Genomic DNA, 15,516 nt, shown 5'->3' on the forward strand with positions numbered 1-15,516 from the left:
CATAGCCACCCCCTTCATCAGGGCTGTTATATGTTTCTTTTTTTATACCATTAGGGCATTTTTAACAAATCCGCAGGAAATGCGAGCGTGAACAACTACCGTTCACCGATTTGTTTGGTTTTTTCCTTGCCTTTGTACGACGTTCACTCTAGCTGTTATGCCAGCTTTATCAGGGTAAAGTGTCCCAAAGACCCTACAGAAACTGCAGGGCGGCCACGGGATCCCCCGTGGCCGCCCTGTGGCGTAGCTAGTTTTTAGCTTTGATTACCGTTTGGCATTAGGCGGCTGCGGAGGCCTTGTCGGTCGTTGCCTTGCCGTTGCTCTGCTGGCCCTCAAAATGCTTGTAGCACCAGCTGGTGACCAGCGGGGTCAAAATAGCCGTAACGATTGCGCAGGCAGCAACCTGTGCCGTGGCCGTCGCGAGCACCGCGCCGCCGTACATGGCCTCGTTGACGCTTGCCATGGCAGCAGGCGTGGCCACATTGGCTCCGGCGCAGCTCGAAATGGCCGCACCTGCGACACCCGTACCGCCCGTGAGCTTATCGACCGCGATGACGGGAATTGCAAAGATCACCGAGCAGATCACGCCGAGCAGGATGCCGGGAAGACCGCCGTTGATAAGCTGGCCAAAAGTCATGGTCGAGCCCATGGCAAAGAAGACGAGCACGATGATGGCGGAAAGTGCCGGTGCCATCATCTTCTTAAAGCTGGGGAACAGGTTACCCAGAATAATGCCGACGACGATCGGCAGAATGGCGCCCACGAGCGACCAGCCGATCGGGGCCTGGCCGGCAGCGCCGAGCACGATCATCGTGACCGGAGGGCCGACAACCAGCGTGGTGATGGCGACAGCGCCACGCTCAGCCTCGTTGCCCATGGTACCCATCAGCCCAGCGTACATAGCGTTGTTGGCGCCGGTGCAAGCCGCCAGCATCACCATGGCAGAGATGCCAAACAAGTTGTCGTTGAACACATAAAGGATGAGCAGCGACATGGCAACGACCACGATCTGCTTGACGGCGATGATGATGGCGCCGCGGGCAGCGGCGGCAGGAGCGCTCTTAAACGAAATCGTCGTACCGACGATGAGCAAAAAAGCGCCCACGAGCGGGCCAGCGCCCTGCTGGGTCATGCCAAGCGTAAAGCTGCCGAGCGTTTTGAACAGGTCAGGGAATAGCGTGTTGAGCAGGCAGCCCAGCAAAAGCGGCACCAAAATATTGGCACCCGGGATGGAGGACATCTTAAAGAACGGCTCCTTTGCCGCCGGCGCCTCCACCGCAGTCGATTCACTCATATATATCTCCTTTGGATGCATGCGAATCGTAGCCGCACGCGCCTATGTCAGAAAGAAGGCGACGGTCCCGAGTCGCAGGAGCCGTCGCCGAATAATCGTCGCGGGGTATTACCCGTCCAGGACGATGCCGCCGTCGCAGTCACCGATCTCGCCGTTCACGAAGCTGGCGAGATCGGAAGCGAAGAACAGCACCATCTGCGCAGGCTCGCTGGCCTGGGCGGCGCGGCCCAGAGGAATACCGTTGATGATGCGCTGAGAGTTCTCGTCAGAGAGAATCGAGGTCATATCAGTAAGGGTGAGCGACGGGCACACGGCGTTGCAGCGAACGCCAAACTTGCCGCCTTCCTTGGCGACTGCCTTGGTTAGACCGTTAACACCGGCCTTGGAGCTCGCGTAGGCCGCGGTGCCGAGCAGGCCACCGCCGATCTTGCCAGCAACGGAACTCACGTTGACGATAGTGCCGGCATGGGCCGCCTTAAAGTGCGGGTACACGGCGTTCATCATGGTAAAGGTGCCGTTGAGGTTGATGTCGATGGTGCGACGCCACTCGGTGTCATCGATCTCATCGAACTTCTTGGTGCTGATGACGCCAGCGCAGTTGATCAGGATGTTGGTTTGCGGCAGGTCCGTAAAAATCTGCTCGACAGTCTCGCGCGCCTTGGGTGCATCGGCGACATCGAGCTGATAGAACTTGTTGCCCTCGCCAAGCTCGGCCACCGCGGCCTCGCCCTTAGCAGCGTTCCTTGCGATGAGCGCGACATGTCCGCCGCCCGCGACGATGCCCTTGGCGATCTCGAGGCCAATGCCCTGAGTGCCGCCCGTGACAATCGCGGTCTTGCCCGTGAAGTCAAATGCCATGACTCCATCCCCCTTTATATAAGGTGTCTCCTCGCGGGAAGTTGGAGCATCGCACGTGGCGATTATATGAGTCCCAGTCGTCATGGTGGTGACAACCCCTCGCCTAACCGCGTGCATAATAGTTCTTTGAAACGCTACAATTATTGAATTATTTTAATTCTTTATACGCTCTTTATATTACCTAGCAACCAGGTATTTTTTTTGGGACATGCCCAGAGATCTACCCCTAACTTTGCTGATACCGACGGTGTACGGAGGTCGCCTAAAGATTGTTTTCTAGGCATGACCCAAAAATCTACCGTATAGGGTGCGCGTGCAAGGGTATCATCTTTCACCGGAAATAGTTTCTAGTGTTAGGGGTTTTCGATGGAAGATACCGATTTCCATGAGCTTGGGCGTCAGCTCTTAACTGAGTTTGGCAGCATGCATCAGCGAATTTCGCGCTTTGCGGACAAAGCTCTCGGCGGCGAGATGGCCGTCATGCGCGCCCTCATGCGCGCCGGCGGCTCACTCACACCGAGCGAACTCGCCGATCGTGCCTGGGTTTCGAGCGCCCGTATCGCCAATATCCTGCGCGCCCTCGAGGCCAAGGGTTGGGTCGAGCGCGAGCACTCAAAGACCGACCGTCGTCGCGTACACGTCACGGTGACCGACAAGGGATTCCAGGTCATCGAAATCAAACGCCGGGAATTCGAGGACCGCACCGCGGCCTTCCTCGAGCAGCTCGGCGAAACAGATACCCAAGAGATGGTGCGCCTTCTAAGACGTGCCAACGAAATTATCGACCGCAATCAAGAAAGGAGAGATGCCGAGTGAGGATTCTCAAGCTCTTTAAAAAGCATATCCTGGCACTACTCGCAGCTATCGTACTCATCGTAATCAGCTGCAACGCCGATCTGGCGCTGCCTACCTATATGAGCGACATCGTCGACGTGGGCGTGCAGCAAGGCGGTATTGCCTCGCCCGTGCCCGACACCATTCGCGCCGAATCGCTCGACGACCTCGAACTCTTTATGAGCGCCAAGGACGCCAAGGCTGTGGAGGCCGTGTTTAGCAAGGCTGGCAAAAACGGCATTCGAGCGTACAAGGGCACCGAGGAAGAGCGTGCCGATGGAGGCAAGATTGCCGACATTATGAGCCTGCCCGAGACTGTCGTACTTTCGTTCAACCAGGGCATTGACGCCGACTCCATGGGCGACATGACCGGCACGTCCGGCGAAAAAGACAGCGACGCCGCCCAGGCCATGCCCACCCCCGAGCAGATGGCGGCGATGACGCCCGAGCAGCTCGCCGAGATGCAGCAGAAGGCCGCAGCGGCGCAGAACATGCAAAAGCAGATTGATGCCGACGGCGGTAAGATCACCATGAAGAGCCTGCGCCTGGGTGTCGAGGGCGGTCTGGTAGACCAAAGCAAGCTCGTCGAGGGCGCCAACGAAATGGCGGATAAAATGGGCTCCATGTCGGGCTCCATCGTGACCCAACGCGCCGTGAGCTATGTGCAAGACGAGTACAAGGCGCAGGGCATCGACCCCGCCGACGTGCAGAACGCCTACCTGGGCCGCATGGCGACCACGATGTTTGGTCTGTGCCTGATCTCGCTCGTCGCCACCATCCTGACCGGTGCCGTGGCTTCGCGCACCGCCTGCTCCATCGCCCGCGACCTGCGCCGCGAGACCTTCAACAAGGTAATGCACTTCTCGCCGGCCGAGGTGGGCAAGTTTAGCCAGGCCTCGCTCATCACCCGCTGCACCAACGACATTCAGCAGATCCAGATGGCCGCAACCCTGTTTATCCGCATGTGCCTGATGGCCCCCGTCATGGGCATCGTCGCCGTTATGCGCGTCCTGGCCAACCACACCGGCCTGGAGTGGACCATCGCCGTGGCCATCATCGCGGTTTCGGCCGTTGTCGGCGTGCTCATGGGCCTCACCATGCCCAAGTTCAAAAAGATGCAGAGCTTTGTGGACCGCGTGAACCTTACCGCCCGCGAGCTGCTCGACGGCCTTATGCCCATCCGCTCGTTCAACCGCGAGGAACATGAGCTCGAGCGTTTTGACAAGGCTTCGCTCGACCTGATGACCACGCAGCTCTACACCAACCGCGCCATGAGCTTTATGATGCCGCTCATGATGCTTGTCATGAACTGCATCACCGTGCTTATCGTCTGGTTTGGCGCGCAGGGCGTGTCCGACGGCGTGATGCAGGTCGGCAACATGATGGCGTTTATCTCCTACACCATGCAGATCGTCATGGCGTTTATGATCCTCACCATGGTGTCGGTCATTCTGCCCCGTGCCGAGGTCGCAGCCGAGCGCGTGGAAGAGGTCATCACCTGCCCCACGAGCATCAACGACCCTGTCTCGCCCAAACTGCCCGCGGCCAGCGCGCCGCGCGGTGAGCTCACCTTCCGCGACGTGAGCTTCCAGTATCCCGATGCCCGTGCCGACGTCATCAGCGGCGTGAACTTCACCACGCATGCCGGTCAGATGCTCGGCATCATTGGCTCCACGGGCTCGGGCAAGTCCACGCTCGTGCAGTTGATTCCGCGCCTGTACGACGTCACGGGCGGCAGCATTTCGCTCGACGGCATCGACGTGCGCGACATGACCCTTTCCGAACTGCGCCGCCGCATTGGTTACATCCCGCAGCAGGGTCGCCTGTTCTCGGGCACTGTCAAGAGCAACCTCAAGTTTGCCGGCGACATGGTAAGCGACGATGACATGCACCAGGCCGCGCGCATCGCCCAGGCCGAGGACTTTATCGCCGAGCGCGAGGGCGGTTACGACTCCCCCATCAGCCAGGGTGGCTCCAATGTTTCGGGCGGTCAGCGCCAGCGTCTGGCCATCGCCCGCGCCCTGGCCAAAAAGCCCGAGGTCGTGGTGTTCGACGACTCGTTTAGCGCGCTTGACTACAAGACCGACGCGCGCCTGCGCGAGGAGCTGGCCAAAAACGTCACCGACGCCGCGCTCGTGGTCGTGGCACAACGCATCGCGACCATCATGCACGCCGACCAGATCATCGTACTCGACGACGGTCACGTAGTGGGCACCGGCACGCACGAGGAGCTACTGCGCAGCTGCCCGGCGTACCTGGAAATCGCACAGTCGCAGCTTTCCGCCGAGGAGCTGGGGCTTACCCAAGAAGAAATTGCAGCCGTTACGGAAGGAGGCGAGCACTAATGGCAGACGAGACCAAGACCCAAATTCCCAAGCCCACCCGTCAGCGTGGACCCATGGGCCGCATGGGCGGCATGCGTCGCGGCGAAAAGGCCAAGGACTTTAAGGGCACCATGAGGCAGCTGCTCGGCTATATCGGCCAGCACAAGATTGCCGTGTTTGCCGCCGTCGCCTTTGCCGTGTGCTCGGTCATCTTTAACATTGTGGGACCCAAGGTGCTCGGCCAGGTTACGACCAAGCTGTTCGAAGGCCTGGTCGCCAAGGTCAACGGCACCGGCGACGTTGACTTTGACTGGATCGCCAAGACGCTCGGCTTTTTGCTCTGCCTGTATCTGGCGAGCTCTGTCTGCAGCCTGGTCCAGGGCTGGCTCATGACCGGCGTCACGCAAAAGATCTGCTACCGCATGCGCAAGGAAATCGCCGCCAAGATTGCCGTCGTGCCGATGAGTTACTTCAACGGCCACAGCAAGGGAGACGTACTCAGCCGCATCACCAACGACGTCGATACGCTGGGTCAGTCGCTCAACCAGAGCGTGACGCAGCTCATCACGTCGGTAACGCAGATTATCGGCGTGCTCGTCATGATGCTTTCGATCAGCCTGCCGCTCACCGGCGTCACCGTGCTCACGCTGCCGGCAGCCGCGATTATCCTGACCGTAATGATTCACTTCTCGCAGCCGTACTTCCGCGAGCAACAGCAGGTTCTGGGCGCCGTCAACGGCATTATCGAGGAGGACTTTGCCGGTCAAAACGTCATTCAGGTGTTCGACCGCGCCGAGGTCTCAATCGAGGAGTTCGACCGTCAAAACGACCGCCTGTTTATTAGTGGCTGGCGTTCGCAGTTCCTGTCGGGCCTGATGATGCCGCTTATGAGCCTGGTGGGCAACATGGGTTACGTGGGCGTTGTCGTGGTGGGCGCGCAGCTCGCGCTGACCGGCAATGCCACGCCCGGCGACATCCAGAGCTTTATCCAGTACGTGCGCAACTTTACGCAACCCGTGCAGCAGCTGGGCAACGTGAGCAACACGATGCAGTCGATGGCAGCTGCCACCGAGCGTGTGTTTGAGTTTTTGGCCGCACCCGAGGAGGAGCAGAAGGCCGACGCGCAGATCCCTGAGAAGCGCCCCGGCCACGTGGAGTTTGACCATGTGAAGTTTGGCTACACGCCCGACAAGACCATCATCCACGACTTTAGCTGCGAGGCGCAGCCCGGCCAGACCATCGCCATCGTCGGCCCCACCGGCGCCGGCAAGACCACGCTCATTAAGCTGCTGCAGCGCTTCTACGACGTGGACGGCGGCTCGCTGCGTGTCGAGGGCGTCGATGTGCGCGACTGGGACCGCGCGGCACTGCGCGGCGAGTTTGCCATGGTGCTGCAGGACACCTGGCTGTTTAACGGCACCATCCGCGAGAACATCCGCTACGGACGCCCCGACGCGAGCGATGCCGAGGTCGAGGCCGCTGCGCGCGCCGCACGCTGCGACCACTTTATTCATACGCTCGCCGGTGGCTACGACTTTATGATCAACGAGGAGGGCACCAACCTGTCGCAGGGTCAGCGCCAGCTCGTGACCATCGCCCGTGCCATTTTGGCCGACCGCCCGGCACTGATTCTGGACGAGGCGACTTCCAACGTCGATACCCGTACCGAGGAGCTTATTCAGCGCGCCATGGATGCGCTGATGCAGGGCCGCACCAGCTTTGTCATCGCGCACCGCCTGTCCACGATCCGCAACGCCGACGTGATCTTGGTGATTCGCGACGGCGACATCGTCGAGAAGGGCACGCACGACGAGCTGCTCGCCCAGGGCGGCTTCTACGCCGACCTGTACAACTCGCAGTTCGACGAAGCGGCGTAAAAACCGGCGGCAAACAACCGCAATGCCAAGAAAACGGGGGCGCAGGACAACCTGCACCCCCGTTTTGTGTCCTTCGAGCCTCGAAACGCCTTCCCTGAGACCTCACTGACGGCGCTTTCCAGACCCCGTGGGCAAAAAAGGGCAAATATGAGTACTGTTACCTTTTTAGTAACAGCCAAAACCGCCTCAAATGCCGCTCCCACGGCTTACACGCGTCCCTAAATTGATCAAACAACACCATAGCGGACTTATATGTGTTTGCGTTAATGAACATATTTTGCTGTTATGTCTATTATTTTGCGAAGGCAATATGATACTAAGATAGCAACCGTACTCATATTTGGCATTTTTTGCCCACAGGGTATTTCCTAGGGAACCGACAACAGCCTTAGGGTCCCGCGCGGCGCCGCTCCCTCCCGGCATCCGCCGACGTTTGCCCAGATAAAACCGACCAAAATAAACCTGTCCCTTTTTGGTCGGTTTCGGGGTGACAAGGGCTTGCACTTTAGCGTGCGACAGCGGATAATGCCGAACACTCGACAATACGCTTATTGCTCTTTCTATAGATTGAGGAGGCCCCTATGGCCATGGAATTCAAACGCAGGCTGCCGATCCCCATGGAGATCCGCGAGGAAATGCCGCTTTCTGCCGAGCTTACCGCCAAAAAGCAGGCATTTGACGCCGAGGTCGCCAAAGTCTTTACCGGCGAGGACGCACGCAAGGTGCTCATCATCGGCCCGTGCTCTGCCGACCGCGAGGATTCGGTGCTTGAGTACATGAACCGACTGGCCAAGACCGCCGAGGAGGTCAAGGACAAGCTCATCATCATTCCGCGCGTCTACACCAATAAGCCGCGCACCAAGGGCACCGGCTACAAGGGTCTTCTGCACAACCCCAACCCCGAGGCTCCCGACGACCTGCTCGAGGGCGTCAAGGCCATCCGCCACATGCACCTGCGCGTCATCGAGGAGACCGGCTTCTTTACCGCCGATGAGATGCTCTACCCGTCCAACTACCAATACCTCGTTGACCTGCTGAGCTATGTTGCCGTGGGCGCACGCTCGGTCGAGAACCAAGAGCATCGCCTGGTGTCGAGCGGCATTTCGGTACCCGTCGGCATGAAGAATCCCACTGCCGGCTCTACCACCGTTATGCTCAACTCCATTTACGCCGCCCAGGCGCACCAGAGCTTCATCTTCCGCAACTGGGAGGTCGAGTGCGACGGCAATCCGCTCGCACACGCCGTTATGCGTGGCTACATCGGTCTCGATGGGCGCACCTACCCCAACTACCACTACGAACACCTGGAACGCTTGGCCGAACGCTATACCGAGCATGCCGGCTATGCCAATCCGGCAGCGGTCATCGACTGCAACCATGACAACTCGGGCAAGCGTCCGCTGGAGCAGTATCGCATTTGCAAGGAGGTGCTCGACAGCTGCCGCCGCAACGAATCCATCTCCAAGCTGGTCAAGGGCTTTATGATCGAGTCCTACCTGGAGGACGGCAACCAGCCGGTCGACGGCGGCGTCTTTGGCAAGTCGATCACCGACCCGTGCCTGGGCTGGGAAAAGACCGACTACCTCATCCACGAGATCGCGGAACGTATTTAGCTACGCGGTTTTACCAAACCGCGTAACGGCTCGACGCTGCAAACCCGCCAGAACGGCAATCTGCCTTTCAACTTCGGCGGCATGATCAAAAGATCAATGCCGCCTCGTTTCAAGGCACCTTGCTCGCTCTGGCGGGTTTTCGCTGACGTTTTTCGACCTGCATTGTTGCCAGGGTTGGCACCAATGACTAATGCGATAGCTAGCTACGTCGGTCCGATTGATCGGCTGGGTTTCCGAGGTGCGGCAGATTCCCGCGAAAGAGGAGGGCATAGACCTTAAGGGTCATGCCCGACGATTGAAGGGCAAGGTGCCGTGCCTCGGGAAGACAGACAGTTACGCCGAGGGCTCCTGCTGCGTAATGCAGTGGATATTTCCGCCACCGAAGACGACCTGCTCGGACTGAACGCCGACGCACTTGTAGACGCCCTCGCCCCAGACCTCGTCGTAGATCTTCTGGAGCGTGTCAACGGCAAGCTGATCGTTCTCGTCGCCGTACTGCGGGACGATAACGCCGTGGTTGGTGACCAGGTAGTTCATGTAGGAGGCGATCAGCGGCTCGTTGGCAACGCGCGGCTCGGCGTTCTCGTCGGCGTCGATGGTGTCGCAGGAAGCCTGGTCCATGAACAGCGGGTTCACAGGCATGCAGAGCTTGTAGACCTTCATCTTGCGGCCCTTGGCGTCAACGGCGTTGGAAAGGGTCTCGTAGACAGCATGGCATTGCTCGTAGAACGGATACTCGGGATCGTCGGTCCAGATGCAGGCCATGACGCCCGGAGCGATGAACGTAGCGACATCATCGATGTGGCCGTTGGTCTCCTCGGGGTCGATGCCCTCCTTAACCCAGATGACCTTCTCGACACCCAGGTAATCCTTGAGGTGCTCGTCCATATAGGCGCGAAGTTCCTCACTCCAGGGCTCAAACTTCTTGTGGAACTTGGGCCAGATGGACTCGGGATCCTCTTCCTCCTCCAGAACCGCAGAGCAGGTGCGGCCCGGGGAAAGCAGGCACTGGTCGGTCACGACCACGGTGCCTTCGCCGTCGACGGTAATGGAGCCGCCCTCGAGGATCATGTCATCGGGACGATAGCGACGGCAGCCGGAAAGCTCAGCCATCTTAAGGGCAATCTGCTCGTCCTTGTCCCACGGGAAATAGAGGCCGTCGACGAGGCCGCCGTAGGCGTTGAAGTGCCAGTGGTTGGCGCGCTTATCGCCCTTGCCATTGATAACAAAAGTGGCAGCGGTGTCGCGGAACCAAGCGTCGTCGGTGGTCATCTCGATAACGGTGACGTTCTCGTCTTCCTCAAAGGCGGCCTTGCAGTTGGCGTAGTCGGCCTGGTTTGCGCACATGGTGACCGGGGTGAACTCGGCGATGGCGCGAGCGATGGCGGCATACTGCTTCTGAGCCGGCTTGGCGCCGTGGGCCCAGGTGTCGGTGCGGTGGGGCCAACCCATCCACACGCGATCCTGCGGAGCGAACTCAGCGGGCATAAAGAAGCCGTCGGCCTTAGGGGTGGACTCGGACTCGGTGATCGTACGCATAAGATTTCCTCCAAATCGAACGATCGCTTGCTGCGGGCGGGTTACCCTCAGCCTAAAACCAAGAGATGGTAGGCGCCCATTCCCCGGCAAAGGTCGGGGCGCCTGGCACCGGTTTTCACGGATGTCGCACCGGCAAGCGACGACGTAACCCGGTGCGCGGAGACAAAACGCACGAAGGATACGGAAGAGAGATTGGGGCGGGCGGTGGTTACCGGAGCAATAGCTCACACCCACCTCAGAGAAAGGTTAGCAAACCTGTTGCTTGGGCACGCCTCCGAAGAGGCTAGAGCGTCCCGAGTCGGGAGCGACAAGCCCGACGAAGCGTACGTTGGTACGCGAGGAAGGTTGGAGCCCCGAATCCGGGTGCTCTAGTCCTCCTCGGACTCCTCAGCGAGGCGCTGAGCAGCCAGCTCGGGAGTGAGACCCTTGTACTCGGTCTCGCGGCCCTTAGCACTGACGACGCGGACAACCTCGCCAATAAGCAAGAGCACGATGAAGATGACGATCATCGGGACCTTATCGCCAATCTCATCGACAGAGAACGGAATCAGCGTTGCAACGATAGCCAGAATCAGCTCAATGCAGGGAATAGCCAGCATGACCTTCATCATGGCGCCCTTAAACGGGAACGTAAAGATACGCTCACGGTTGGGGTCGTTCTTACGAAGGTTGAGGAATGCCGGGAACATCGGGATGTAGGTCAGCAGCAGGAAGACAACGGAGGTACCGAAGAGCATCCAGAAGACACCGTTGGAGATGGCGTCGATGGGAACCAGCTGCAGGCACAGCACCAGGGAGGCAACGATGGCGTTGACCAGGTTGGCGCCGTTGGGCATGTCGTCATCCGAGATCATCGAGGCGAAGACCTTGGGCATGTTGCCATGCTCGGCAGCATAGCGAGCGACGGAGTTGACGCCGAAGGACCAGGCAGCCATGTTGGCGAACAGCGTGATCAGGAAGGCGATGCAGATGACCTTAAAGATCATGGAATCGCCCACAATAGTCTGGACAGCGTAGATCATGCCGTAGTCGGGATCGATGGAATCGGCCGACACAGCAGCGCCGATGCCAAAGCCAGCGAACAAGTAGATCACGGCGATGGACAGGCCGCCGACGATGATAGCCTTGGGGATATCGCGAGCGGGATCGGCCATATCGTCGGTCATGGTGCAGATGACCTCGAAGCCCATGAAGTTAAAGATGATGATCGACAGGTAGCCAAGCGCGTTGGTGTTGGTGAGCTCGGGCAAGAAGGTGGCAGCGGACATATCGTTCGCAAAGCCGTTCTCCATGGCGTACCAGATGCCCAAAGCGCCGACGATAACGGCAACGGCAACCTTGATGATGGCGCCGCCGTTCAGGACCCACTCGGAGTCGGCAGCCTTGGAGCGACCCATAAGATAGACGATCCACACAAAGGCAAGGTCGATACCAATCTTGGCAATCAGATTGAACTCGACGCCAAAGACCATGCCCAAAATGTCCGGGAACATAGTGGCCAGCGAGGCAATCCACAGCGGGTAGTTAACCCAGTAGTAGTACGAAATGCGGGCGCCCCACTTGTCGCCCAGGCCATCGCGTACCCAGTCGTAAATGCCACCCTCACCGTCATAGGTAGTGCCGAGCTCGGCAACGACCATGCCATAAGGGAGCAGGAAGGTCAGAATCAGGAAGATCCACCAGAAGAACTGCTGGTTGCCAATGGCAGCAGCAGGTGCGGCGGCCTCGCAAACGAAGACGACGCAGATGATGGTCGAGATGACCGTCAAGAAGGAAAGCTTTTTCTTTCCGTCGCTCATGATGAGCTCCTTCGCTCAGTCTTGGACAAATCGAGGTCCTTAAGATATTAAGGCAATTGCCGGGCCTCGGTGAGCGGGCGACAGGAGACGAGCATCCGCCGCCCGCAAGCGTGCTTCTACGATGAAGTTACGCGGTTTTACCAAACCGCGTAACGGCTCGACGCTGCAAACGCCCCTAAGCGGCAATCTGACGTTCAATCGTCGGTCGCGTACCGAAGTACGCTTCCCTCCTCTTTCACGTCACCTTGCTCGCTTAGGGGCGTTTTCGCTGACCTATGGTCAACCTACGATAATTCCAAGCTGAACGAGTTACTCGCTGTAGCGGGTGGCGATGGCGGCTCGCACCATGCCGGTGCTCATGAGGTAGGTCACCAGGAAGTAGCCGCCGTAGGCTGCCAGGAAGATTGCACAGGTGAGGCCCACGGTGCCACCGATGCTCATATTTCCGAATATGCTCACCAGCTCGATGATCACCTTAAGTGCCACAAAGGAGTGCGCCAGGCCCACTGCCAGCGGGAACAGGAAGAATACCGCTTGCTGCGCCATCACCGAATGGCGAATCTGGCGGTCGTCACAGCCGATCTGTGCCAGCACACGATAGCTGCGGCTGCCGTCGGCCACGTTGGAGAGTTGCTGGATCGACAGAATCGCCGCGCATGCAACGACCAATACAAAGCCGATGTAAATGGCTAGGTAGCTAATAAGACCGTTCATTTGCGCTGCTTGCGTGTACATCTCGGAGCGTGTGATGAAGGTTCCCCACGACCCCGACTCCTTGCCGTCAACGAGCAGATTGTCGAGCACAGTGTATTTAATGCTCTCGTCTGCCTCGGTTGTATCCATCCCCTGTTTGTAGTTAACGAGCAGGCTACTGGAATACGGCTGCAGATTAAGCTGGGACAACAGCTCGTCGGCAACGACGACGGTACCCGGATTACTGCCCATCGCCGAGTTGGCGATGGCCGCCGTATCTTCGTCCGACTTATCGGTTGCGGGCTTGAGCGTATGCCCGCCCAAGGTAAGGGCATGGCCGCCAGCCATATACTTGGTGTACAGGTCGACCAGCTCGCCGCCCATATCACACGTGAGCAGATACTGGTCGTGACCGATGTGCACCGGCTCCTCGCCCATCATCTGACGCAGTTTGTTGTACTGGCTCGCCGGCGTCACAAACAGACCCATCGTATCGGCATTGCTACCCCCGAACGCCTTGGGAAGCTTTTCGCCCATGGCCTTGCACATTTCACTTGGAGTCACCGAAGGATCCGAACCGCCAAGCGGGTAACTCAGATACGAATCGATCTGCACATGCTCACCGGCAACATCGGCAATATTGACCTTCTTGCCGGTCTCGTCGTTGTTGTCCGCCGACTTGCCCTTACGATCGCCGTGCCATGGATCGCCGTGCCATGCGGAGTACAAATCGACCGTACTATCGGCCAGCACCATTCGATCGGCCTCAGACGGATTGAAAGACTCTTTGTAGAAGTCGAGCGTATCGGGCGTGTAATAGACATACCTCTGCGACATGTCGGCCGGATTATAGCGCTCCAGATTCTCGTTCATCACGTTGGCAATCGACATACCGCACGTCACCGAGGTGATGGCCAAAAACAGGAGCATCGCGATGACGCCCATCGAAAAGCACACCGTGTTGACCTTGGCCGCAAGCTGGCGCACGGTAAACATGTTGAGGCCGCGCCAATACACGCCGCGCAGGCTCTGCAGCAGCTTGATGAGCATGCCCGAGAGTCCCCAGAACAGGGCAAAGGTGCCCACGGTAACCATAGCGGTCGTAATACCAAACTGGGTCATGGCCTCTTGCAGCTTGCTGTCCGTCGCGGTTAGCGGGAACCCATCACGTAGCAGACGGTAATAGGCCACGCCCACAAGCGCCACGCCCACGGTAAAGATGGCAATCGAGATCCAGGGGTTGCGTGTCTTGATGCTCTCGTTGCGACGCTCGGCACCCATAAGCTCGATGAGTTTGGTACGACGCACGGCGCGAAGGTTCAACAGTAGCGTGAGCACGAACATTACGAGCATGCAGGCAAGGGTCAGATTGAACGCATGCACCGAGAAAAAGAAGTGGAAATTGGCGATCTGTGTCTTAAAGAGCGAGGCCGTAAAGAACGTCATGAGCTGGGAGAGTCCCACACCCAGCACAATGCCGGCGACAAAGGCCACGACCGACACTATCACGGTCTCGAGCGCCATGATCGTGGCGACGCGCCCACGCCCCATGCCGAGCACCTGGTACAGGCCAAACTCCTTCTTGCGGCGTTTCATGATGAAGTTATTGGCATACACCATCAAAAAGGCCATGACACCGGCCAAAAAGTACGTCAGGTCGCCGAGCATGCTGCCCATTACCTGCGCCAAGCCCTCTTCATCGATTCCGGCGATGTCGACCTGCATCGAGATGGTGTTAAAAGCATAGAAGACCGTGACGCCCAGGGTGAGCGTCAAAAGGTAGACAAGGTAGTCGCGACCGGCGCGGCGGACGTTGCCCCAAGCGAGTTTACAGAGCATCGGAGCCCTCACCGCCCATCATGGCAACGACCTCCATAATGCGGTCGAAGAACTCTCGGCGGTCGGTGTCGCCGCGGCGCAGCTCGGTGAAGATCTTGCCGTCGCGGATAAACAGCACACGGCTCGTGTAGCTGGCGGCAAAGCTGTCGTGCGTGACCATGAGCACGGTGGCGCGCAGGCGGCGATTGAGGGCCTCCAGGCTCTCGAGCAGCAGGCGAGCGCTCTTGGAATCGAGGGCGCCGGTGGGCTCGTCGGCCATAATCATGGTGGGGTCGGTGACGAGCGCGCGAGCCGCGGCAACGCGCTGCTGCTGACCGCCGGACATCTGGTAGGGATACTTGTCGAGAACCTGACTGATAGACAGACGCGCGGCTACATCCTGCACGCGGGTTGAGATCTCTGCCGAGTTTGTGCGGGCGATGGTGAGCGGCAGGGCGATGTTCTCGCGTGCCGTGAGCGTATCGAGCAGGTTGGAGTCCTGGAAGATAAAGCCGAGCTCCTCGCGGCGGAACTGCGAAAGCTTAGCCTGCTTCATACGCGTCACGTCCTGGCCGTTGATGCGGATGGTGCCGCTCGTGGCGCTATCGATGGTCGAGACGCAGTTGAGCAACGTCGACTTGCCCGAGCCCGAGGCGCCCATGATGCCAACGAATTCGGCGCGGTTGACGGTAAAGCTGACGTCGTTGAGCGCGCGGGTCACGTTGCCCAGCGCTCCATATACCTTTTCGAGATGCGCGACCTCCAGTACCGGGGTCGCCATGTGCGTGGTTTGCATACCGAGTCCTTTCTTGCAATTAGTCTACGGCATCTATAGTCGCAAGAAGACGAGTCGGCTACCATCGATAT

General features: G+C 59.0%; 10 protein-coding genes. 4 read left to right on the top strand and 6 right to left on the bottom strand.

The genetic code is table 11. The annotated features are described in order from the left end of the window. Positions 1-277: 277 nt before the first annotated feature. Together FGQ61_RS03665 and FGQ61_RS03670 are read right to left on the bottom strand one after the other, a co-directional pair. Positions 278-1,294, bottom strand: a complete 1,017-nt coding sequence (locus FGQ61_RS03665) for a 2-keto-3-deoxygluconate permease (RefSeq protein WP_229025906.1) — start codon at positions 1,292-1,294, stop codon at positions 278-280. Positions 1,295-1,402: 108 nt separating this feature from the next. Further along, on the bottom strand, positions 1,403-2,152 hold the full coding sequence (locus FGQ61_RS03670; protein ID WP_006234857.1) for an SDR family NAD(P)-dependent oxidoreductase: 750 nt from the start codon (positions 2,150-2,152) through the stop codon (positions 1,403-1,405). A gap of 366 nt (positions 2,153-2,518) precedes the next feature. On the opposite strand from FGQ61_RS03670, the gene FGQ61_RS03675 reads away from it, so the two are divergent. From FGQ61_RS03675 to FGQ61_RS03690, 4 genes are all read left to right on the top strand, one after another. Further along, a complete protein-coding gene (locus FGQ61_RS03675) occupies positions 2,519-2,968 on the top strand; it encodes a MarR family winged helix-turn-helix transcriptional regulator (RefSeq protein WP_022093916.1) in 450 nt (149 codons plus the stop codon). Then, on the top strand, positions 2,965-5,331 hold the full coding sequence (locus FGQ61_RS03680; protein WP_138113273.1) for an ABC transporter ATP-binding protein: 2,367 nt from the start codon (positions 2,965-2,967) through the stop codon (positions 5,329-5,331). Before FGQ61_RS03675 ends, FGQ61_RS03680 begins: the two co-directional genes overlap by 4 nt. Further along, entirely contained in the window at positions 5,331-7,187 is a 1,857-nt protein-coding gene (locus tag FGQ61_RS03685) for an ABC transporter ATP-binding protein (protein WP_138113275.1), read from the top strand. Before FGQ61_RS03680 ends, FGQ61_RS03685 begins: the two co-directional genes overlap by 1 nt. A gap of 581 nt (positions 7,188-7,768) precedes the next feature. Beyond that, positions 7,769-8,800, top strand: a complete 1,032-nt coding sequence (locus FGQ61_RS03690; protein WP_006234851.1) for a 3-deoxy-7-phosphoheptulonate synthase — start codon at positions 7,769-7,771, stop codon at positions 8,798-8,800. Positions 8,801-9,133: 333 nt separating this feature from the next. Here FGQ61_RS03690 and FGQ61_RS03695 read toward each other — a convergent pair whose 3' ends face one another. The 4 genes from FGQ61_RS03695 to FGQ61_RS03710 all read right to left on the bottom strand — a co-directional run bounded on the left by FGQ61_RS03695 (position 9,134) and on the right by FGQ61_RS03710 (position 15,445). Then, the gene (locus FGQ61_RS03695) at positions 9,134-10,339 is read right to left on the bottom strand and encodes an agmatine deiminase family protein (RefSeq protein ID WP_138113277.1); all 1,206 of its coding nucleotides are present in this window, start codon (positions 10,337-10,339) and stop codon (positions 9,134-9,136) included. A 368-nt stretch (positions 10,340-10,707) separates the two neighbouring features. After that, positions 10,708-12,138, bottom strand: a complete 1,431-nt coding sequence (locus FGQ61_RS03700; protein ID WP_006234849.1) for an APC family permease — start codon at positions 12,136-12,138, stop codon at positions 10,708-10,710. A gap of 309 nt (positions 12,139-12,447) precedes the next feature. After that, a complete protein-coding gene (locus FGQ61_RS03705; protein WP_138374605.1) occupies positions 12,448-14,670 on the bottom strand; it encodes an ABC transporter permease in 2,223 nt (740 codons plus the stop codon). Beyond that, positions 14,660-15,445 (bottom strand): ABC transporter ATP-binding protein, encoded by a 786-nt coding sequence (locus tag FGQ61_RS03710; protein ID WP_138374606.1) that lies wholly within the window; start codon positions 15,443-15,445, stop codon positions 14,660-14,662. Before FGQ61_RS03710 ends, FGQ61_RS03705 begins: the two co-directional genes overlap by 11 nt. Positions 15,446-15,516 lie beyond the last annotated feature (71 nt).

It is taken from the genome of Collinsella aerofaciens, from assembly GCF_005844325.1.
In the GTDB taxonomy this organism is placed as follows: domain Bacteria; phylum Actinomycetota; class Coriobacteriia; order Coriobacteriales; family Coriobacteriaceae; genus Collinsella; species Collinsella aerofaciens_G.

Coding starts and splice junctions, on each gene's coding strand:
- FGQ61_RS03665 (WP_229025906.1), bottom strand. CDS start 1,294: ATGAGTGAATCGACTGCGGTGGAGGCGCCGGCGGCAAAGGAGCCGTTC.
- FGQ61_RS03670 (WP_006234857.1), bottom strand. CDS start 2,152: ATGGCATTTGACTTCACGGGCAAGACCGCGATTGTCACGGGCGGCACT.
- FGQ61_RS03675 (WP_022093916.1), top strand. CDS start 2,519: ATGGAAGATACCGATTTCCATGAGCTTGGGCGTCAGCTCTTAACTGAG.
- FGQ61_RS03685 (WP_138113275.1), top strand. CDS start 5,331: ATGGCAGACGAGACCAAGACCCAAATTCCCAAGCCCACCCGTCAGCGT.
- FGQ61_RS03690 (WP_006234851.1), top strand. CDS start 7,769: ATGGCCATGGAATTCAAACGCAGGCTGCCGATCCCCATGGAGATCCGC.
- FGQ61_RS03695 (WP_138113277.1), bottom strand. CDS start 10,339: ATGCGTACGATCACCGAGTCCGAGTCCACCCCTAAGGCCGACGGCTTC.
- FGQ61_RS03700 (WP_006234849.1), bottom strand. CDS start 12,138: ATGAGCGACGGAAAGAAAAAGCTTTCCTTCTTGACGGTCATCTCGACC.
- FGQ61_RS03705 (WP_138374605.1), bottom strand. CDS start 14,670: ATGCTCTGTAAACTCGCTTGGGGCAACGTCCGCCGCGCCGGTCGCGAC.
- FGQ61_RS03710 (WP_138374606.1), bottom strand. CDS start 15,445: ATGCAAACCACGCACATGGCGACCCCGGTACTGGAGGTCGCGCATCTC.